The sequence below is a fragment of the Acinetobacter sp. YH16040_T genome (assembly GCF_024605785.1).
In the GTDB taxonomy this organism is placed as follows: Bacteria; Pseudomonadota; Gammaproteobacteria; order Pseudomonadales; family Moraxellaceae; genus Acinetobacter; species Acinetobacter amyesii.
In genome coordinates this window covers 3306012-3327272 of sequence record NZ_CP094541.1, presented here as the reverse complement: position 1 = coordinate 3327272, position 21261 = coordinate 3306012, and the positions used below count along the sequence as shown (strand labels likewise).

Genomic DNA, 21261 nt, shown 5'->3' with positions numbered 1-21261 from the left:
AGTGTGATGTAATGATTAAAAAAGCAATTCTTCCTGTAGCTGGTTTGGGTACACGTTTTCTTCCTGCAAGTAAATCCATTCCTAAAGAAATGGTCACTGTCGTTGACCGTCCGGCCATTGAATATGTGGTCAAAGAAGCAGTTGCTGCAGGGATTGAACAGATTATTCTTGTTACCCACTCTTCAAAAGCCTCGATTGAAAATTACTTTGACCGTAATTTTGAGCTGGAAACCACTCTAGCACATAAAAAGAAATTTGATTTACTCAAAGAAATCACTGAAATTTTACCACCACACGTGAGTGTGATCAGCGTACGTCAACCACAGCCACTTGGTTTAGGTCATGCAGTTTTATGTGCTAAATCTGTCGTGGGGAATGATGATTTTGCTGTGCTATTGCCAGATGTTTTAGTCAAAGATCCATCAGACCAAAACGATCTGAGTTTGATGATTCAACGTTTTGATGAAACCAATGCATCACAAATTATGGTGGAAGCTGTACCTGATCATTTGGTGGATCAATATGGCATTGTAGATGTTGCTTCTACACCTGCAGAAGGGCATAGCATCGTCATGCAAGGCATTGTGGAAAAACCGGCAGTTGGAACTGCACCATCCAATTTATCCGTAGTCGGCCGTTATATCTTACCTGCCAAGATTATGCAGTTATTGGAAAACACACCTAAAGGTGCAGGTAATGAAATGCAGTTGACGGATGCTATTGCTATGCTGCAAGCGACAGATACGGTTGAAGCTTATCGTATGAAAGGACAAACTTTTGATTGCGGCAGTAAAATTGGCTATTTGGAAGCGGTTTTACATTATGGTGTAGACCATCCCAAGTTAGGTGATGAGTTTAAAGCACTGATTAAAGAGTTAGAGTTATAAAAAAAAGAGGGATGAGCCATGAAAATCGCAATGTTTGGTACAACGCTGTATGCGGGTGTTATCTCATCATTACTTGCAGAGAGTGGACATCAGGTCTTTATTTGTAATGATTTACAAGATCATACAGCGCTATTCAATCTTAGAGATCAAGATGTTGTTCGTGCTTTAGAAAAACAACATCAAAGTGGTTTTCTAAGTTATTGTAATTTTGCGGCTCTTCCCTTGGATATTGATGCGTATTTTTTTAGTTTCAATCCAACTCAAGAGGCTGAGGCACTTGATGTTGTACAGAAATTAAAAATGCGCACGATTATTCATCCTAAATTGATGATTAATGCCTCTACTTTTGGTCTTAATGGTACTGAAAAATTAAAAGCCGTATTAACAAAAGATCATTGGGTTTATTTCCCGGATATTATTCAGGAAGGTCAAGCTTTTAAAAGTGTGACGAGTGCCTCTAAAGTGATTATTGGCTGTGCTGACCAACAAGCACAGGGTGACTTAGAGGAAATGTTGCGACCTTTATTCCCACGCCAGCAACAATATTTATTTATGCCTGTTTTAGATGCTGAATTTACCAAACTCAGTATTTCAGGCATGTTGGCGACTCGTATCAGTTATATGAATGATTTGGCAGATGTTGCTGAAAAGTTGGGTATTGATATTGCCCATGTTCGAGATGGAATGGCAGCAGACAGTCGGATAGGTGAATCGTATTTATATTCAGGTGCAGGTTTTGGTGGTGAAAACTTTTCACATGATATTTTGACTCTATCGCATACCATCAGTAATACTGGAACAAAAAGTCAGCTATTGGGACAGGTTTGGGATATTAATGAGCAGCAAAAGGAGTTTCTTTTCCGTAAGCTGTGGAATTATTATCATGGAAATTTAGCTGGAAAAACGATTGCGATTTGGGGGGCTGCTTTTAAGCAACATACCTCAAGTACCAGCTTCTCACCTATTCATCCGATGCTTGCCGCACTGTGGGCGCAAGGTGTGACTGTTCGTTTGCATGATCCACAAGCCTTAGAAGAAATATACACAATTTATGGTGAACGTGATAATTTAATTTTATGTGAAGATCAGTATGACGCGGTGAATCAGGCACACGGTTTATGCGTTCTAACTGCATGGAAGCAATATTGGTCACTTGATTATACGCAATTAAAACTTAAATTAGCCCATCCTTTGATTTTGGATGGACGTAATATTTATCAACCTGATTATGTTAAAAGTCAGGGTTTTGCATATATGGGAGTAGGAAGATAATGATAAATTTAACTATTTTTCCTAAAAAAACGCTAGCAACAACACTTGAACATTTACAACACTTAAGTAAAACCATTGGCCAGAAGCACTTAAATACTTTTTTTGCCGAAGATGACCAAAGATTTAAGCATTTTTCTGTTCAATATGATGAAATCACTTTTGATTTTAGTAAGCATCGTGTTGATGAGTCCGTAATAAGCGCATTGATTGACTTTGCACAAGTTCGTGATCTCTCTACATGGACTAAACGTTTATTTTCAGAAGAAGAAATTAACTATACAGAACAGCGTGCAGCTATGCATTGGGCGCTTCGTTTACCGAAACATGATGAGCAGCACCCTAAATTAGCTGGGAAAGTACATGAGCAATTAGAGCGAATGTATGCATTGGTTGAGAAAATTCATGCTGGTCAGTACCGTGGTGCAACAGGTGAAGTTATACAAGATGTGGTTAATATTGGTGTGGGTGGGTCTGATCTAGGGCCATTGATGGTGAGTCATGCTTTGTCTGATTTTAAAGTTAATACGATTAAGCCTCTGAAGGTGCATTTCGTGTCAACGATGGATGGCACTCAACTTTCAGATCTGTTGCATCAGTTACGTCCAGAAACGACATTGTTTATTATTTCATCCAAATCCTTTGGAACAATTGATACACTCTATAATGCACAAACTGCACGTCAATGGCTTGAAAAGCAATTGGGCCAATCAGAAGCGGTGGATCAGCATCATTTTATTGGGGTATCGACTAAGCCTGAAAAAATGACAGAATGGGGTATAGCACACCAAAATCAGTTTTTGCTCTGGGACTGGGTTGGTGGGCGTTACTCTTTATGGTCATGTATTGGGTTGCCGATAGCATTAAATATTGGTGTACAAGGCTTTAAACGTTTACTTGCAGGTGCTCATGCAATTGATGAGCATTTTCAAAATGCTCCTTTGCGCCAAAATATTCCTGTTCTTATGGCTGTTTTGGGAATATGGAATCATAACTTCCTAGAAATTCAGACTCAGGCTATTTTGCCTTATGATGGTCGTTTAAAGTATTTTTCGGCATATCTACAACAGCTTGAGATGGAGTCGAATGGGAAGTCGATTCAGCGTAATGGTCAGAAAGTTGAGTTGGATACTTGCCCTATTGTTTGGGGTGAAGTGGGTCCAAATGCACAACATGCTTTTTATCAGTTGTTACACCAAGGTGCACATAAAGTAAGCTGTGAGTTTATTGCGCCAGTGAATCGTTATGCCGCTAACCAATTTACCTATGTAAAAAATGCCAATGCATTGATTAATCAACACCATTTAGCGTTATCAAATTGTTTGGCTCAGTCTCGACTATTGGCCTTTGGTAATCAGGCACTTGATGCTGAAGAGGTGGCGGGTCTAGAGAATTATCAAAAATATGAAGGTAATCAGCCTAGTACAACCATTTTGCTCAAAGAGCTTAATCCTTATACCTTAGGTATGTTGGTTGCGTTGTATGAACATAAAGTATTTGTGCAATCTGTACTTTGGAATATCAATGCTTTTGACCAATGGGGTGTTGAAAAAGGTAAACAAATTGCGAATCAAGTACTTCCAATTTTGACTGGTACAGAAAAAGATTATGTTGATTTTGATAGCTCTACCCGTGGTCTATTAGATATTTTACTTGGAAAATAAAATGGCAAAAATATTAGTCACCGGTGGGGCTGGTTATATTGGTTCACATACTTGTTTGGAATTATTGAATGCTCAACATGAAGTTGTTGTATTGGATAATTTATCAAACAGCTCTGAAGTGTCATTATCGAGAGTTCAAGCTTTAGCAAATAAAAGTTTAACTTTTATCCAAGGTGATATTCGCGATGCGCAGATCTTAGATCAGATCTTTGCACAGCATCAGATTGATGCGGTCATCCATTTTGCAGGTTTAAAAGCCGTGGGTGAAAGTCAGAAAGAGCCGCTAAAATATTTTGAAAATAATATTTCGGGTTCGATTAGTTTGGTCAAAGCCATGGAACGTGCACAAGTGTTTAAGCTGGTGTTTAGTTCATCTGCGACGGTTTATGATGAAGCCAATGTATCGCCATTAAATGAAGACATGCCTACAGGTATGCCAAGCAATAACTATGGCTATACCAAACTGATTGTTGAGCAGTTGTTGGAAAAACTCTCGGCTACAGATGAGCGTTGGTCGATTGCATTGCTGCGTTATTTTAACCCGGTGGGCGCACATCAGAGTGGTCAGATAGGTGAAGACCCACAAGGGATTCCGAATAACTTAATGCCTTATGTCACTCAAGTGGCAGTTGGTCGCCGTGAAAAATTAGCAATCTTTGGCAATGATTATGACACGCTAGATGGTACGGGTGTACGTGATTATATCCATGTGGTCGATTTGGCCAATGCACATTTATGTGCCTTAAATAATCGTTTAAATGCACAAGGATGCCGCGCTTGGAATATCGGCACAGGCAATGGGATTTCGGTTAAACAAATTCGAGATACCTTTGAGAAGGTGAATGGTGTTGAGATTCCATTTGAATATGTACCGCGCCGCGAGGGAGATGTAGCAACGTCATTTGCCGATAATGCCCGTGCAGTCGCAGAATTGGGTTGGCAGCCACAATATGGCTTGGCTGATATGTTGGCGGACAGTTGGAATTGGCAAAAGCAGAATCCAAATGGGTTTCATAAGAGTTAAATCTCAGCTTTGAGATTCATCTAAGAATATATGGCTAATGCGATAGAGCTTTAGTCATGCAAAACACTGAATATCATGCCCGTTTGAATTTAAAATCAAATTGTGTATGGATTGTGCAAACAATCATGTATTTATTCCCTTATTTTAAAAAACATCGCTATGATGTTTTTTAAAAATGAACTTAGATGAAGAATATTTATGAGATATCAAAGTATTAGATTTTTGTCACTTGCGGTTTTATCTGCACTTTCTTTGCCAGCAATTGCACAAGGAATTGTTTTAAATAATGAAGACTTACGAACTGATTTAAATTGGTTAAATCAACAAGGTGTGATTCAAATTAGCACGTCTACATGGCCTTTAAGTGGTGATGAAATACAACGTGCTTTATCTAATGCAAAGATTGATAATCAAGTTCAGCAGCAAGTCTTGGATTCCGTGCAAGCTGCTTTAAGTGCGGAAAATACAACGGCCAAAGCCAGTTTATATGCTGAATCTGATCCCCAAAATGTACCGCAACATTTTGCAGATGAACAAAAATCACAATATCAAGCGGCTGTTGAGTTCAATGCTGGTGGGGCGCAATGGGATGCAAGACTGCGTATTAATGCTGAAAAAGACCCTATTATTGATAATGGGCATGATGTGAATGTTGAAGGCTCATATCTGGCTGGAAAATTGTGGAATCAATGGATCATTGCAGGACAGATCCCAACCTATTGGGGGCCAGGGCATGATGGAAGTTTGATTCGAGGAGATGTGAGTCGTCCAGTGTATGGCGTAACATTACAAAGAGCGGATCAAACAGCATTTGAAACCAAGTGGTTATCTTGGATTGGACCTTGGCAATATCAAGTATTTGCTGGTCAGTTAGATGATTATAAAGCTGTTCCTGATGCAAAATTAATAGGAATGCGGCTCACTATTCAACCATTACCCTATTTAGAGATAGGTGCTTCTAGAATGTTGCAATGGGGGGGAGAAGGTAAGTTAAATAGTTTTAGTTCTTTATGGGAAGCGCTGAAAGGTAATGATAATTTCGATGATCGGTCATTAGATAAATCAAATCAGCTTGCGGGGGTAGACGCTCGCGTAAATCTAACCCGTTGGTTTGATATACCTATCAGTTTATATACACAAGTAATAGGTGAAGATGAGGCAGGATATTTACCTTCTCGAAAATTTTATTCAGCTGGTGCAGAGTATTCATCTAGTTATAGAGATTTACCTGTTCAAATATATACTGAGTGGACTGATACGCGTACTAATGGTGAAGTATGGGGATACACCTACAGACATGGGGATTATAAGGATGGTTATTATCAGCACGGATATCCTTTAGGGCACGGCATAGGCGGGGATAGTCAAATGTACTCAATTGGGGGAAATATTCGGTTTGATAAAATGAACCGTGTATCAGGGCGAATTTTATCTGCCAATGTCAACCAGTCCAGTTTATTAATTAACCAGCAATTTCCAAATAAAGATGAGATTCAAGCGTTAGAATTGACATGGACTCATTATATTCAACCGACTATGCCTTTAAAAATTAATGGGTGGGTAAGCGATTCTGATCTTCTGGGACAGGATAGTGGCTTGTCAGTCGGTATTGAATTGCCATTAGATGATTATCTATTCTAGTTTTTTTATTTAAGCCTCTAATCGACTGATCCATAGGTTTAAGTCGATTAAAGGTTTCTATAATGAAATTATGATTGAATAAGATTGGATAATTCATTCACATAGTGTTGAATAGGTAATGGATTCAAGCTACTACGACTCTCAATATTTAATCGCAATAACGGCTCGGTATTCGAAGCACGGATATTTAAACGCCAAGCACCGAAATCTAAACTAACACCATCTGTACGATCGATTTCAGGTTGCTGATCCGCATAATGATCAAAGATTTTTTGAATAGTTGCTTGGGTATCCGCTACCTTAAAATTGATTTCACCCGAACAAGGGAACTTTTCAATCATATCTTCAACCAGTGAAGACAATGTTTGCTGGGTTTCTGAGAGTACAGAAATTGCCAATAACCAAGGAATCATACCGCTATCACAATAAGAGAAATCACGGAAATAGTGGTGAGCAGACATTTCTCCACCATATACAGCATTATGTTCGCGCATAACCTGTTTAATAAATGCATGTCCTGACTTAGACTGCACAGTTTCACCTTTGTACTGTTCAGCAATATCCAAGGTATTCCATACTAGACGCGGATCGTGCACAATTTTTTCGCCTGACTGTTTCAGCAGGAAGGCCTGAGCCAATAGGCCGACAATGTAATAGCCTTCGATAAATTGCCCCTTTTCATCGAATAAGAAACAGCGGTCAAAGTCGCCGTCCCAGGCAAGGCCCATGTCTGCGCCGTGCTCCAAAACTGCATTGCGAGTGCTATCACGGTTTTCGACTAGCAATGGATTAGGAATACCATTCGGAAAAGTACCATCCGCTTCATGATGTATTTTAATAAATTTAATAGGAACATTCAGTGTTTTGAACTTTCCTTCAATTGCATCAATAACATGCCCAGCAGCGCCATTACCGGCATTTACTACTAGCTTCAACGGAATAATTTTTGCTGGATCAATATAGGTCATCAAATGTTCGATGAATTCAGGCAGGATATTGTATTTTTCAGTTGAGCCTTTCACCGTAGTTTTAGTAAATTCACCAGATTCTGCCAATGCTTGAATCTCTTTTAAACCTGTATCCGCACTAATTGGTCGTGAGTTCTCGCGAACCAGTTTCATCCCATTGTAATCCATAGGGTTATGGCTGGCCGTTACTTCAATACCACCTTGGACATCTAAATGGAATGCGCCAAAGTAAACTTCTTCTGTACCTGTCATACCTAAATCTAAAACATTCACACCCGCATCATTTAAGCCACGAATGGTTGCTTGCTTTAAATCTTCACTGCTTAGACGAATATCGCAGCCCACAACCACGGTTTGGGGTTGATAAATTTGCCCATAAGCACGGCCAATTTTATAAGCAATATCTTCGTTCAGTTCTGTACCGAGTTTGCCTCGAATATCGTAGGCTTTAAAACAAGTGAGTTGTGTCATCTGAATTCTCGAAATAATTCCTGAGTAGTGAGGGAAATGTGATTATAGAAGGAAAATAGCTTCTATATGCCATGTTACTGTTTAACTTTTATATCGATTTTGCTTTTGCTAAGATCCGTTGAGCCCAGTCAACATAATAATTTACATCGTCTAGTTGTTCCTTTTTTGAAGGATGATTAATTGTAGTAAAGGCGGTAATACCTCTTACTTCAGATATAAACTTTTTAGGCCAACTGAGTGATTGAGAAAGTATTGAATTGTTTAATTTTTCGAAATCTATCTCAATTAATAATTGAGTTTTTTCTTCATATCGGAGTAATAGTGTAGAGATGTTCTTTTTTCCATCTGATGTATCAATTTCACATAGATAGAATTGTTCATCATTTTTTGTGTTTATAATTCTATAGACATAAAAGTATCGTAGTTGATTGGCGTTAGAAAACTTGTGGCCTCGGAAACGTTTATATTTTTTAAACGGTGAATTCTTAATTTCTTTGATTTCATATCCTTTTTGTTCAATTTTGTCCAATACCTTAATCAAGTCTTTATGAGTGACTCGCTCTAGTTGAATATCTGATTCTGTTGTAACTCCAGGCAGAGTACCCTCTATATCTCCTTCTCCGCCAGCAAATCCTTCTTCTTGATTTTGGTCTTTATCCATCTGCTTTCGTCTTTGCCGTATGGTAGTTTCGGAAGGGGGCGTCTCTAAAGAAATTTTTAATTCTTCTATCGTATAAATTTTTCCTGGGAGGTTTCTTAGTTTGGCTATTAGTTTATCGATATCTGCATCAGCTTTTTGATTTAATTTTTCTCTAGGTGGACATGTTGGTGTTGACTGCTTGGGATTTTGTCCTTGAGCATTTTTTATTTGTTGTATAATCTTTTTTGAAGTGAAATGAAATTGAATAGGGCGGTTGATAGCTGTATCAAGATTTTTGAAAGACGTGATGCGCTCAATTCTGTAAATACCTGTTTTTTTATTAAAAATACCCTCTACTGTTAGGTTAATATTTTTGATATTAGGAGCTTCCATATCAAAATTAAAGCTTTTAACACCTTTTTGATCAACAATTGTTTTTTGATAAATACTAAGGAAGGCCTTATTTAAGTCCGGCTGTAATAAAATTAAAGCTAGCTTCTTTAAAAAATGAGGATCAGAGATATCAGCTCTCATAATTTTTTTGTTTTGCGCAATATTAATATGTATAGCATTTTCATCATTCATATCCACTAAAATATCTGTTGAATAATTTTCTGCAAAAAGTGCTGCACGTAAAAGATAGGGGTGTGAAAAAAATAGATCCCGAGCAAGAATAAGCTTAGGTAAAAGAATTGTCATATTTTTCTTTAATATGGGTGAATCATAATTAAACTCAAAGTATAACTGACCGTTATGCGTTTTTTGATAATTGTTCTTGGATAAATCTAAAACGTTGAGCGCTGAAAAATCCACTGATTTCAGGGTGTGGTTAAATAATTTCTGTGGATCAGGATTGGCAATTGGAGTTTTATGGTAATAAAGAAGAATACTTTCAATTGGCAATTTAAGATGAATATACCGTTTAATAAGAGGGTTAAATAAACAAGTATCAATATCAAACCGAGTTTGACCATGTCGACTAATTTTTTTCGCAGTATAATAAATCATATCTTTCGGTAAATATTCGATCAGACAATCACTCATTTTTAATTTCACCCCCAAATACTATTAAAAAATCTACGAGCTTCTGGCGTTAATCGTTCAGGGCTTAATCCGGATAGTCGAAGAAAAACACTCGGTGGATAGAACTGATTTTCAGTGTATTGGCGAATAAATGTTCGTGTAAGACGGCGTATTTGATAACAATCTGCAGACTCAGCGTAACGCTCTAGAAAGGCGGTGGTGAGTGGTAAAAACCTCCAGTTTTTTTCAATCATACTTACCGAGCCAAGTTGCTTAATAAAAAACTTTTTTGTCCATTGTGGAGAGTCGAGATCTTCTAATAATTGATCCCGGATTTTGATGAGTTGTTTAATCAATTGTTGATCTCGCTTTTTCCAATCTACACGTGGCTTGGGAATGGCTGAAGGTAATACCACAGCAGATTTATTTGTCAGTAATAGCCAGTTCTTATGATTACGATATAACCGAGCGTAAAGTGCAGGATCACATTGACGTGCCTGCTTAACAGAATTTTTCTGAATTAATTTTGTCCATTGTTTTTGATCTTCAGATAATATCATATCTATTTTATTATTAACCCATACAGGGGGAGCTTCGTGCTGCTGATCTAAGTTTGTTTTTTCTATAGATGCTAAGCTAACATATTGCTTATATGTTTCAATTGGTTTTTGCTCTGGAACCAGCGATTTTAATACAATGCAATGCTCAAGATAAGAAAATGCTTTACGATGTTTCCTGCACATATTTTTGAGCCAGCAGTTCTCAGAAAGAAGATCATCTAAATGATAGTATTTAAGAAAGCTTTCGCCCCAGTAATCTAAGACAAGGTGACGAATTTTTTCGTAGTTGATATTTTTTTGACCTGACAGTAAGCCTCTGTCTTTCAATAGATTGAAGTAGGCATTTGATAAAATCGAAACATCTTGTACTGCAATATGGCTAGATTGAATAAGTAGATCCTCGATTATTTTTGCTAACTCTAGATGACGCTTTAAGTCTTGTGAATTAATAAAAAGTTGTGAGGAGTCAATAAGGACATTTAAATGAGCATTATAAAATCTTCGGTCTAGCCCATTGCAAGGAACAGAGCTGACAAAAAGGGCAGATTCATGCTTTATGCAATATTCATATCCTGTAATCTGCCAGCTGCGTTTCCAGTAAACTTCACCATATTGCTCCATCTGTTCTTGCCAGCAATGAGGGCAGAACCGAAAAAAATTTACAGATTTGATTCGTGACGCATTTTTTCCCAACTTGGTATGTAATGATTGATACTGTTCACCCTGTAATACATGTACAGCATAACGCATCACTGTATCAGGTTGAAATGGTTGATAAATTGGTAATAAGGTGTGGTGGTTGATTAAATAGAGTGCATCATAGCAATCGGGTAAATAACTAGCCAATTTTCCTATATGAGATGGTAAATCGTAAGTTGGCGTCAAATTTCTATTATTGAATAATTCTTCAGTAAGGTATTTGGGACTTAAAATTCCATTGTGAATAGCATAACGTGCAATCACGCTGTAAATTAACTCATCTGGATATGGTATTGGAAAATTTGAAATCATAATACACTTACTCTCTATTTTTTGTTTAATGCAACACAGGAGAGGTGGGATCAAACAAATAGTGAGATGATTTTAATAGCTCATAAACATCTACTTCCTTTTCTTGTGCTTGACTGAAAAAATTCCGTAAGTCATTGGCTTCAGTGCTCTTCCATTCTTCTGCTTTCATGACTTTGCGTGATGTTCTTGGTTTTCTTACCGAAGTTGTGGTCTGAGGCTGGTCCAATTTATCTTTTGCTACAGAGCCGTCTAATACTTCCAGAATATGCTGGAGTAGTACCTGTAAGTTCTCGTTTGGATATTTTTTTAATGCAGAAGTGACATGCAGATCTATTGTAGCAGCCGGGTGACCAAAGGCTGTCAGCATACCAATGAGGGTAGAATAATGCGGTCCTAAATCTTTATGCTGTTTTTCCATTTTTAATTCAGATTTAAAACGTTGTTTTTCAACATATTCTTCAATTTGAACTTGAGGGATGGTTAGGTCAGAATACCGTGCAATACGTGCGGGATTGCCTGAACGCAGTGCATCTAAAATGTCGTGGACTGGCTGTAATTGTTCTTCATAGACCTTTTTAAATAATTCTGAGGTGATTTTTTCCAGGCCGATGGTGATGGCGTGAATTTGTACCAGACAGAACAGCTTAACCACTAAATCTGGAATGCCCTGCGTATAATAATACCAAGTGTTTCTTAATTCATCGGTCAGTTCAGCTGGTTGTTGAATCCATTGATATTGCCACAGCTTGTTGGTAAAGGCATACCATTCAGAAATGATCATTTGATCAGGGTCGCCAGGATCGGGAATAGGCGCTTCATTTCGCATAGGTTCCCAGATTAAAGAGCCTAATCCTGCACTGCGTCTAGCTGACCTTAAGTCTTCTTGCAGGATTTCATTCGCTTTAGGTGTCCCAATCATCACGATAGGGATCGATGCCACATTCACCAGCGTGACAAAGAAATTAAGAATGATCTCAGCCCCGCCAGATTTTTTTGTATTCAAATGCTGGATTTCATCAATGATCAGAAGTCCAATAGAATAATTATTTGCGATAATTTTCATCTGTTGCAGCATTGCATTCACATTTAAGCGGCTTCTGGTGAAACGATGCTCAAAGTTAGTATCTCCTAATGCTAAATCTACTGCTCTAAAAAAGTTTGAACATAAGTTTTTTAAAGAGCTGTCATGCGGGCAATCAATTTTAAGGAAAACAATTTGTTTTAATCCTAGCTCTTTATGCTCAATCACTTGCGGGTAATAACGCAAAATCTTGTTCATCGTCGTTGTTTTGCCGCTTCCTGAGCATCCTATAATTGACATGCTGGTCGCAGTTGATTCTGGAGGTGCATATCGGTAAGAACTTTCATTTGATGGTTCAAGTTGTTGAAAAGCGGCGTGTAAATGCCTTTGTCTATCACCATTATTGATGTTTCTACTCACGTAACCTTGCCGGATCATGATAGAAATTTTTTGTTCCAGTGATAGATGTTTGGTCAGTGGTTGAAAAAAATCATGGGGCAGCTGAGCAATCAGATGGATTCTTTCTGGTTGGGGTAAGAAACGTTGTTCTGGAATAAATTTCAGTTTTCCCCGTAGGTGTTTAATGACTGACTTTGTATCAAGGATAGGCGGTAATTTAGTAATGAGAGGATTATCCCCATAGATGTCTTGTATCGATGTATTAACTACTATTTCATTATTATTCATTCTTCATCGTCCTCTTCAAATAATTGTCTCATTAAGTCTGGTTGACTGGTTAAATCCAGATTGCTGCTGTCAGATTGGGATATTTGAGAATTGTCTTGGTTGGGATTGATAGTCTGGATAGAATTGCTGGGTCTGTTCTGGAGATGTTCCGCACGTTCCACTTGGATAGCTTCTTGTTTATTCTGACGGATATCCCGAGTACGTTGTGCTTTAGAAAGTTGGTGTACTCCTACTTGAGCCTGCCGACTCTGTGCTGCATGAATGATTTTGTCAGTAAAATCCTGCAATTCACTGATGGCTACAGACTTTAGTTGCGAATGCTGTTTTTCAACAGTTTTGATCGCTTTTTGAATTTGTTCAGCTTCCCACCAGGTCAGATGCTGATATTGACGTGAGGCATCACTTAAGTGGGCTTCCCAGTATTCCAATTTATTTTCATCAAAGAAAACATAAATGGTATTTACTGAGTATGGGTCAAAACCAATCCGCAACTTTTTCGGGCGGGATTTGGTCGTGTTACGAATAAACCAGCCTTGTTGATGCATTTCCAAACATTGATAGACTAATCCTTTGACTTTAAGTCCTTTATCACTTAAGGATGCATCGATCCTAGGTAGCAAGCCAACATATAGTGATTTGTTATCCACTTGTCTCAACATCCCAGTACGGTGCTGTAGACCCCACTGCCAGAGCTTAAGGGGGGTAGAAGGCAGGTCAGTCGGCATATCGGCACTACGATCGTATTTCGTCAAAATATCAAAATTATTGCGTAACAAGACGCAGCTTAAGATGATTTTTCTGAACTCTTCCAGAGTTAGACAAGCTTCTAGTCGATAATCATGTCCGCCTTTCTTTTTTTCCTTGAATCCAGAAACAACACCAATATTCTCGTAGGATTTAAAGCGTGACTGAATGATTCCAAAAGCCCTCTCCACAATACCTTTGGCATCGCTTCGATACGGTGGCGCATTTTCAATACGAACAGAAAAGTTTTTTTCAAGAAGTTCAATTTGATAGCCAATTAGTTCACCGCGGTCTGCAAGTATGGCACCAGGTAAACCATAAATAGGCCAGTCTTCTGGTTGTATTTGCAAGCCATAACTCTGACAGAATGTCACTTTATCTTGGATTGCAACGCTGAGGCATTGTATAGCTGTGTTAAATGAACTGTTTTCCATACCGACATAAAGTCCAGTAATCATCCTGCTGAATACATCGATAACAATATATACGGTAGGTCGGCCAATAATCTGTGATGGATCTCGTGATGATACTAGATAGATGTCAGCGACTGTTGAATCTATCTCATAACGTGCACCAGGACCATTTGCTTGCTTGGTCGCTGTTGAAGTCAGAGGTTTGTGATCTTTCAGGGTTTTCTGATTCTTCAGAATTTCCTTGGAATTGTTCTTATTTCTATATCGCGTATTATAAAAGTAGTAGAATTGAGCATACGTTGGAATATCTCCAGCTTGCACTTGATGAAAGTGCTTGGAAAATAAATTTTTAAACCGAAGATAAGTTTCGTTAATGGATTGTTTTTTGACAGGAACTAAATACTCTTCGATGGCTTTCTTAAAATATAATTCAACCTGTTCAGTGACATTCTTACCTTCACTTGATTCATAGATTCGTGGTCTGCCAATCTTTTTATTACCTATAACTCTTTTTTGGCCTTTTCCACCTGAGTTTTCATAGTCAGGTACCAAAGCATTTATCGTTTGACCACGCTGCCAGTAACGTCTTAGTAGTCGTAGAATTTTATTAATTGATACCTCTTTTTCCAGATGTATCATTTTAACTTTTGCTGTTCTTATTTTTGCATTGATAAGAACTTGTTCATCATTAATTAGCTCTTGAATAATTGAAAAGTTTTCCTCTCTTTTTTTGAGTTGAATAGAATCTTCACTCAAGTTTAATCGTTTTAAGTATTCATAAGGATCTTGTGCTGGTATCAGGCTTTGATCATCTGAGAGAGTTTGAAGCTCCTTGGACAAAATGAGTTCAGGGAATGCATTTTTATTATCAATAGAAATCCATACCGTATGCTGCGGTAGGAATTTGAGTATTCGGTATTGTGTTGAATTCAAGATGTAAACTGAATTAATTAGTTGCATGGACTGTATTCTCATTCTGGAGCAAATTACTTGCATGAATATCAGAGAGTTTAAGCTCCAAGTACGAAATTTCTAGATTAAATTGCAGTATTCGCAGTGCAAATAGTTTTCTGAACAATGCGAGCGTCGTTCCGATACCCAGTTTTTGAGTTTGGTCAATATGCTTGCAGAAGGTGATTAAGGAGCTTTGAGGATACTGGCTAATTTCTTCCATAAGATAAACTGCTTGATCAATCATGTGATTCGTTATTTCAAGATCATTTTTTTCTACATACAACCATTTAATGTTCTCTAGTACCGTAGCAGGAATGTCTTTTTCAGTAATCAACTTGAACGGCGTATTGTGCTCTTCTTCCCAGTAGCGACGTTTAATTTCTAATGACTCAATAACATGAGCTTTATTCAGATCTTTGCTGTAAAGAGTGTCAAGGGCTATAGAAAACTTACCAAAATCAACTAAAAAATCTGAAGATAGGGTAAAAGGTATATAGTCAATCGACACTTTTTTCATTCGGAAACGAGAACAGATGGAGTTAAGATCATAGATATCCAAAGGATAATGCTCGCGAATATCTGTAACGTTCTGATTCCAGTCAAGCAGTAAAAAGGTAGATAGCTCTAGATCAGAAAATAAGTGATGAAGACGTTTACTAACACGGCCTTGTACTCTGTGAGAGCGACCAATTGAACTGAAGTTTTGAACAGTTTTACAAGGTTTATAATCGCGTCCATGGCCCTGGCCATACCCTTCTGTTACTAGTTCTTCATAGTTTTTTATAATTTTTGCCATACAGAAGACCTGTGGGTTTTGGTGGATAATTAATCATATCTGAAGCGGGTTAATTTTGTATTTAGCAAAAACATACAAACTTAAATATATTTATATACAAACAAAATTTTATAATTTTTATTTAATTATTTATTTAATTCAGCAACTTAATAATTAATATGGTATTTTAATACTCAATTAATGAGTTTAAAAAAACGTTGATGATAGGCAAAAGTATTCAAATTACATCTTAGTAAACATCGTTGCATATTCTTATGTAAACCAATTGCATATTCAGACTCAAACCCGACCATTCATTTTGGTTCATAGTAAAATGCTTATTTTCTATTCCAAATATTTTAGAACAAAATATGTAAATTTGGATCTTAAAGTACTACCTTAATCTGCTATAATTTGTACATCATTATGATGTACAAATTGGTGGAAAATATGGCTAACTTAGCAACAGAACGAATCAATGTTCGTTCAACCGTAGATGCAAAGAATGTAATTGAGCAAGCTGCGAATTTATTGGGTCTTAGTGTGAGTTCCTTTATGATCCAATCCTCATTTGAACGAGCAAAAGAATTACTTAAATCTAATCACGAGTTAAAAGTAAATAATGCTGATCGTGATATGTTAATGAATTTGCTTGAAAATCCACGCCCTGCAAATGATGAGATGAAAAATTTAATGAGTTTATTGGATGAAAATTGAGGTTTTACAAGCCCATCATCAGAAAAAATCATTTAATTGTGGGCAAGATGATTTAAATAAGTTCATAAAACAATACGCATCCCAACATCAGAAATCAGGAACAAGTAAAACCTATGTTGCTATTGATGATGCACAGGTGAGGGGATTTTATTGTCTATCAAGTACCTCTATAGGATTTGATGGGGTTGATGCTGTTCTCACTAAACGATTACCTCGTTATCCCTTACCTTGTGTGGTTGTGGGTCGCTTTGCCGTTGATCAAGCAGCACAGGGGCAAGGAGTTGGAAAAGTACTTTTAGCACATGCTCTTAAACAAGTTTCAAAAGTTGCTCAAATTATTGGCGTAAATTTTGTTGTAATACATGCTAAGGATCAAAAAGCTATGGAGTTTTATCAGCGGTTTGGCTTTATCTCATTAACATCAAATCCATTAACATTAATATATCCAGTGAATGAAATACCTCATTTTAAATAAGGTGGGCTGCTAGTAACAGGAATAGCTAATAGACTTATTCAGAGTTTGCACATATTTCCTTATCCCTTATTTTGCTTTATGACCAAATACTGCGTCTAATTATGGTAATTTAATTAAGTTTGTTTTATTTTTTATCTTAAGTTGTTGATATATCTTATTCATTATTTTTTATTTTTAAAATTAAGTTTGTATTAATATTTACTATCTTTAATTCTAGATGAAATTAAGTTTGCATAATATTCTTCCGCATTTAAAATGCGAATTCTTGCGCAGAAAGGCGAAGCATACTTTAAATAAAAATGAAATTTTTTCAAGGTGAGGTCAAAAAGGAATGCTTTTTGAATCTAGGGTGAGATTTTTATATATCTATCTAATTGAATATATTAGTAATAATTTTATATTTCTGGTTTGACTCTAATTTGAATTTAATTATATTAAAAACCCTGTAGACTTGGTGAAGAATCACTGGTTCTACAGGGTGGGGGTTATTCGTTTACTTCATTAATATCCAAACTTAAATAATTAAATCTAAACTTAATTATTTGGTACAAACTTAATTATACGAACACAATTCCAGCCCTTGATCAAAAATTATTATTCCACCGTCACTGATTTTGCCAAGTTACGTGGCTGATCGACATCTGTTCCACGCAGCACGGCAACATGGTAAGAAAGTAATTGCACGGGTACGCTGTATACGATTGGTGACAAGATTTCATTCGCACTTGGAACATAAACCACGTGTTGACGATCTTTGGCTTTGATACCGCTATTTTCATCAGCGAAAACAAATAACTCACCACCACGTGCTTGCACTTCTTCCATGTTCGATTTGAGTTTGTCCAACATGTCATCCTGTGGAGCTAGAATCACCACAGGCATATCATTATCAACCAGTGCCAATGGACCATGTTTGAGTTCACCGGCAGCATAACCTTCTGCGTGGATATATGAAATCTCTTTAAGTTTCAAAGCACCTTCAAGTGCGATAGGGAACTCAGTTCCACGACCCAAGAATAGGCAGTGATTTTTTTCAACAAATAATTCTGATAGACGTAGAATCTCAGCATTATTTTGTAAAGTATCTAAAATCACTTTTGGTGTATGCCAAAGCGCTGCAATAATTTCAGAGACACGGTCAGTTGAAATGCTTTGCTTAATTTGACCAATTTTCAATACCAATAGCATCAATGCCGCAAGCTGTGTGGTAAATGCTTTGGTCGAAGCAACACCAATTTCAGGGCCTGCAAGCGTCAACAAACTATAGTTGGTTTCACGTACCATTGACGAAGTTGCGACGTTGCAAATGGTCATGGTGGTGATATTCAAGCTTTTCGCTGCTGCACGTTTTTGCGTATCACGCAGTGCAGCTAAAGTATCGGCTGTTTCACCTGATTGAGAAATACAAACATACAGTGTGTTATTCACAATCACAGGCGAGCGATAACGGAATTCACTGGCAATTTCGACTTGGCAAGGCACGTCAATCAGTTGTTCAAACCAATATTTGGCAATCATGCCAGCATGGTAGCTAGTACCACAAGCGATGATTTGCACTTGTTGAATTTGGCTGAAATCTTGAGCTGCATTGGCAAGAAAATCATCACGAAGGGCATTACCATTTAAGGCTTGAGAAATCGTTTGTTTAATCGCTTCAGGCTGCTCATAAATTTCTTTGAGCATATAGTGTTTATATTCACCTTTTGAAGCATTGCTGACAGTCGCATCAAGCTCTTTGATTGGACGATTCACCAATTTACCATCGACGAATACTTCAATAGTATTACGAGTTAAACGTGCAATATCACCTTCTTCAAGGTAGATAAAACGGTTGGTAATTGGTAAAAGTGCCAATTGATCCGAGCTAATAAAGTTCTCGCCAATACCGACACCAATCACGAGAGGTGAACCTTCACGCACCGTGATTAATTCATCAGGATGGTCGGTATGTACGATACCCAGTGCATAAGCACCTTTGAGTTGAGGCACGACACTTTTAACTGCTTCTAAAAGACTCGGAGTGCTTTTTAAAGCATCATTGACTAAATGCGCGACAACTTCTGTATCTGTTTGTGAGGTAAAGACATAACCAAGTGCTTCAAGATCATCTTTAAGCTCTTGATAGTTTTCAATAATGCCGTTATGAACTACAGCAACATTGCCTGAAATATGCGGATGGGCATTATTTTCAGTCGGTTTACCATGGGTTGCCCAGCGCGTATGAGCAATACCGACTGAACCTGCGATATCTGCTTCTTCAACGGCTTGTTCAAGATTTGCAACTTTACCTACGCGACGTTCACGTAGAACGTGGCCTTTATTAATCAGCGCTAAACCTGCAGAGTCATAGCCACGATATTCAAGACGCTTTAAGCCTTCAATTAAAATATTGGTAATACTACGTTCTGCAACGCCACCGACAATACCGCACATAATTTAATCCTCTTATTTCTTCAATTTTTGTGGACGTTGATAGTTTTCTTTGGCAAATTGCTTCGAACGTTCTACCGCAAGGCTATTGTCTGCCACGTCACGTGTAATGGTTGAGCCAGCACCCACTGTTGCACCATGACCAATGGTGACAGGAGCGACTAATGAGCTATTTGAGCCGATAAAGGCTGAGTCACCGATAATGGTTTTAAATTTGTTTGCGCCATCATAGTTGCAGGTAATGGTGCCTGCGCCAATGTTTGAACCTGCACCGACTTCTGCATCACCTAAATAGGTAAAGTGGTTGGCTTTTGAGCCTAAGCCGACAGTGGTATTTTTAACTTCAACAAAGTTACCAATATGCACTTCATTGGCCAATTTTGCGCCTGGGCGTAAACGTGCAAATGGACCGATTTGAGCTTCTTCACCAACAATGGCGCTGTCAAAAACGCTATATGGTTGAACTTTAGTACCTGCCGCAATCTTGGTGTTTTTAATGATACAACCTGCACCAATTTCTACGTTATCACCGAGTTCAACATCACCTTCAATAATCACGTTGATATCGATACGGACATCTTGACCAACAGTCAATGTACCACGTAAGTCGAAACGTGCAGGATCAATCAGGTGAACGCCTTGTTGCATCAGTTGTTTAGCTTGGAATACTTGAAATTCACGTTCAAGTGCAGCTAACTGTACACGGTCATTGACACCTTCCACTTCGAAAGCGCGTTCTGGCTCAACAGATGCCACTTCGAGACCGTCAGCAATTGCCATAGCAACGATATCGGTCAGGTAATATTCACCTTGCGCATTGTTGTTGCTTAATTTTGGCAACCATTCATGTAATTTGGCATTACTTACGGCATAAATACCGGTATTAAATTCTTTGATTTTACGTTGTTCTTCAGAGGCATCTTTGTGTTCAACAATGGCTTGAATTTTGCCATTTTCACGTACAATACGACCATAACCAGTCGCATCATTAACCGTTAGGGTTACTAAGCCAATACCTGTTTGAGCAGATGCATCTAATAGTTTTTGTAATGTTGCTTCAGTGATACAAGGCACATCACCTGAGAGAATCAAAGAAATCCCAGTTTTTGCTAGGACAGGCAGAGTCACTTTGACTGCATGGCCTGTACCCAATTGTTCTGCTTGTTCAACCCATTTGACATTTTCATGTGCAAACGCGTTTTGAACCAATTCACCGCCATGCCCATAAATGGTAATTATTTCTTCTGCATTTAGTTTTTTCGCCGTGTTGATGACATGGCCAAGTAGGGGTTGTCCTGCGAGTGGTTGTAATACTTTGGGTAAACGAGAACGCATACGTGTCCCTTTACCTGCAGCAAGAATAATAACGCTAGTAGACATGTTTAATCCTAGGTGTTTCTATTACATAGACAAAATATAAAAATAAATACAGATGCAAAGCGCGGCCCAAAGACCTGCAATGATGTCGTCAAACATGATGCCAAAGCCACCACCGACTTGACGGTCAATGACACGAATTGGCCACGGTTTCCAGACATCAAATAAACGGAATAAAGCAAAACCAATCAATGCCCAAGTCCAGCTCATTTGCCCAAGATATAAAATTGGGAGGAAGGTAATGGACTGACCGGCAAATTCATCCCATACGATGCGGCCATCATCATGAACACCCATGACTTTGGCGGTTTGACCGCAAATATAGATCCCAATAATCGACATGATGATCATGACTATAATGGAGTTGAAAAAGCCGATTGCAAGCCAACCTGGAATAAACAACAAAGCAAAAGCAGAGCCAAAGGTGCCCGGTGCTTTGGGTGCAAGACCCGAGCCAAATCCCACGCCACAAAAGGCGATGACTCGGTTAAACCAAGACATGGATTTAAA

16 protein-coding genes are annotated in these 21261 nt (G+C 38.0%); 7 read left to right on the top strand and 9 right to left on the bottom strand.

The window, feature by feature from the left end; genetic code table 11:
* Positions 1-11 precede the first annotated feature (11 nt).
* The 5 genes from galU (at position 12) to MST16_RS16370 (ending at position 6485) form a co-directional block, all read left to right on the top strand.
* Complete coding sequence (gene galU / locus MST16_RS16390) at positions 12-887, top strand: UTP--glucose-1-phosphate uridylyltransferase GalU (protein ID WP_180091961.1); 876 nt, start codon at positions 12-14, stop codon at positions 885-887.
* A gap of 18 nt (positions 888-905) precedes the next feature.
* Positions 906-2159, top strand: coding sequence for a UDP-glucose/GDP-mannose dehydrogenase family protein (locus MST16_RS16385; RefSeq protein ID WP_180091959.1), 1254 nt, complete (start codon positions 906-908; stop codon positions 2157-2159).
* Complete coding sequence (gene pgi / locus MST16_RS16380; RefSeq protein WP_179988844.1) at positions 2159-3820, top strand: glucose-6-phosphate isomerase; 1662 nt, start codon at positions 2159-2161, stop codon at positions 3818-3820. The genes MST16_RS16385 and pgi overlap by 1 nt, the downstream gene beginning before the upstream one ends.
* Position 3821: 1 nt before the next feature.
* Positions 3822-4844, top strand: a complete 1023-nt coding sequence (galE, locus tag MST16_RS16375; RefSeq protein ID WP_179988843.1) for a UDP-glucose 4-epimerase GalE — start codon at positions 3822-3824, stop codon at positions 4842-4844.
* Between the two features lie 192 nt (positions 4845-5036).
* Complete coding sequence (locus tag MST16_RS16370) at positions 5037-6485, top strand: capsule assembly Wzi family protein (protein ID WP_257245711.1); 1449 nt, start codon at positions 5037-5039, stop codon at positions 6483-6485.
* Between the two features lie 68 nt (positions 6486-6553).
* Here MST16_RS16370 and MST16_RS16365 read toward each other — a convergent pair whose 3' ends face one another.
* The 6 genes from MST16_RS16365 to MST16_RS16340 form a co-directional block, all read right to left on the bottom strand.
* The gene (locus MST16_RS16365) at positions 6554-7924 is read right to left on the bottom strand and encodes a phosphomannomutase CpsG (RefSeq protein WP_180091955.1); all 1371 of its coding nucleotides are present in this window, start codon (positions 7922-7924) and stop codon (positions 6554-6556) included.
* A gap of 88 nt (positions 7925-8012) precedes the next feature.
* Complete coding sequence (locus tag MST16_RS16360) at positions 8013-9608, bottom strand: Tn7-like element transposition protein TnsE (protein ID WP_026056512.1); 1596 nt, start codon at positions 9606-9608, stop codon at positions 8013-8015.
* Positions 9609-9616: 8 nt separating this feature from the next.
* A complete protein-coding gene (locus MST16_RS16355) occupies positions 9617-11158 on the bottom strand; it encodes a TnsD family Tn7-like transposition protein (RefSeq protein ID WP_180035096.1) in 1542 nt (513 codons plus the stop codon).
* A 25-nt stretch (positions 11159-11183) separates the two neighbouring features.
* Entirely contained in the window at positions 11184-12866 is a 1683-nt protein-coding gene (locus MST16_RS16350; protein ID WP_180091953.1) for an AAA family ATPase, read from the bottom strand.
* A complete protein-coding gene (locus MST16_RS16345; protein ID WP_180091951.1) occupies positions 12863-14983 on the bottom strand; it encodes a Mu transposase C-terminal domain-containing protein in 2121 nt (706 codons plus the stop codon). Before MST16_RS16345 ends, MST16_RS16350 begins: the two co-directional genes overlap by 4 nt.
* Positions 14970-15773 carry a TnsA endonuclease C-terminal domain-containing protein gene (locus MST16_RS16340; protein WP_180091950.1) on the bottom strand — a complete coding sequence of 268 codons (804 nt, stop codon included), beginning with the start codon at positions 15771-15773 and terminating at the stop codon, positions 14970-14972. The genes MST16_RS16345 and MST16_RS16340 overlap by 14 nt, the downstream gene beginning before the upstream one ends.
* Positions 15774-16202: 429 nt before the next feature.
* On the opposite strand from MST16_RS16340, the gene MST16_RS16335 reads away from it, so the two are divergent.
* On the top strand, positions 16203-16469 hold the full coding sequence (locus MST16_RS16335) for a DUF1778 domain-containing protein (protein WP_039890759.1): 267 nt from the start codon (positions 16203-16205) through the stop codon (positions 16467-16469).
* On the top strand, positions 16459-16944 hold the full coding sequence (locus MST16_RS16330; protein ID WP_180003567.1) for a GNAT family N-acetyltransferase: 486 nt from the start codon (positions 16459-16461) through the stop codon (positions 16942-16944). Before MST16_RS16335 ends, MST16_RS16330 begins: the two co-directional genes overlap by 11 nt.
* A gap of 594 nt (positions 16945-17538) precedes the next feature.
* Here the strand turns inward: MST16_RS16330 and glmS are convergent.
* Genes glmS through MST16_RS16315 form a run of 3 tightly spaced genes read right to left on the bottom strand, consistent with a single transcriptional unit; the run spans position 17539 to position 21252 of the window.
* On the bottom strand, positions 17539-19377 hold the full coding sequence (gene glmS / locus MST16_RS16325) for a glutamine--fructose-6-phosphate transaminase (isomerizing) (RefSeq protein ID WP_180010834.1): 1839 nt from the start codon (positions 19375-19377) through the stop codon (positions 17539-17541).
* Between the two features lie 12 nt (positions 19378-19389).
* A complete protein-coding gene (glmU, locus tag MST16_RS16320; protein ID WP_180010832.1) occupies positions 19390-20754 on the bottom strand; it encodes a bifunctional UDP-N-acetylglucosamine diphosphorylase/glucosamine-1-phosphate N-acetyltransferase GlmU in 1365 nt (454 codons plus the stop codon).
* Between the two features lie 21 nt (positions 20755-20775).
* Positions 20776-21252, bottom strand: coding sequence for a phosphatidylglycerophosphatase A (locus MST16_RS16315; RefSeq protein ID WP_078194116.1), 477 nt, complete (start codon positions 21250-21252; stop codon positions 20776-20778).
* Positions 21253-21261: the final 9 nt, after the last annotated feature.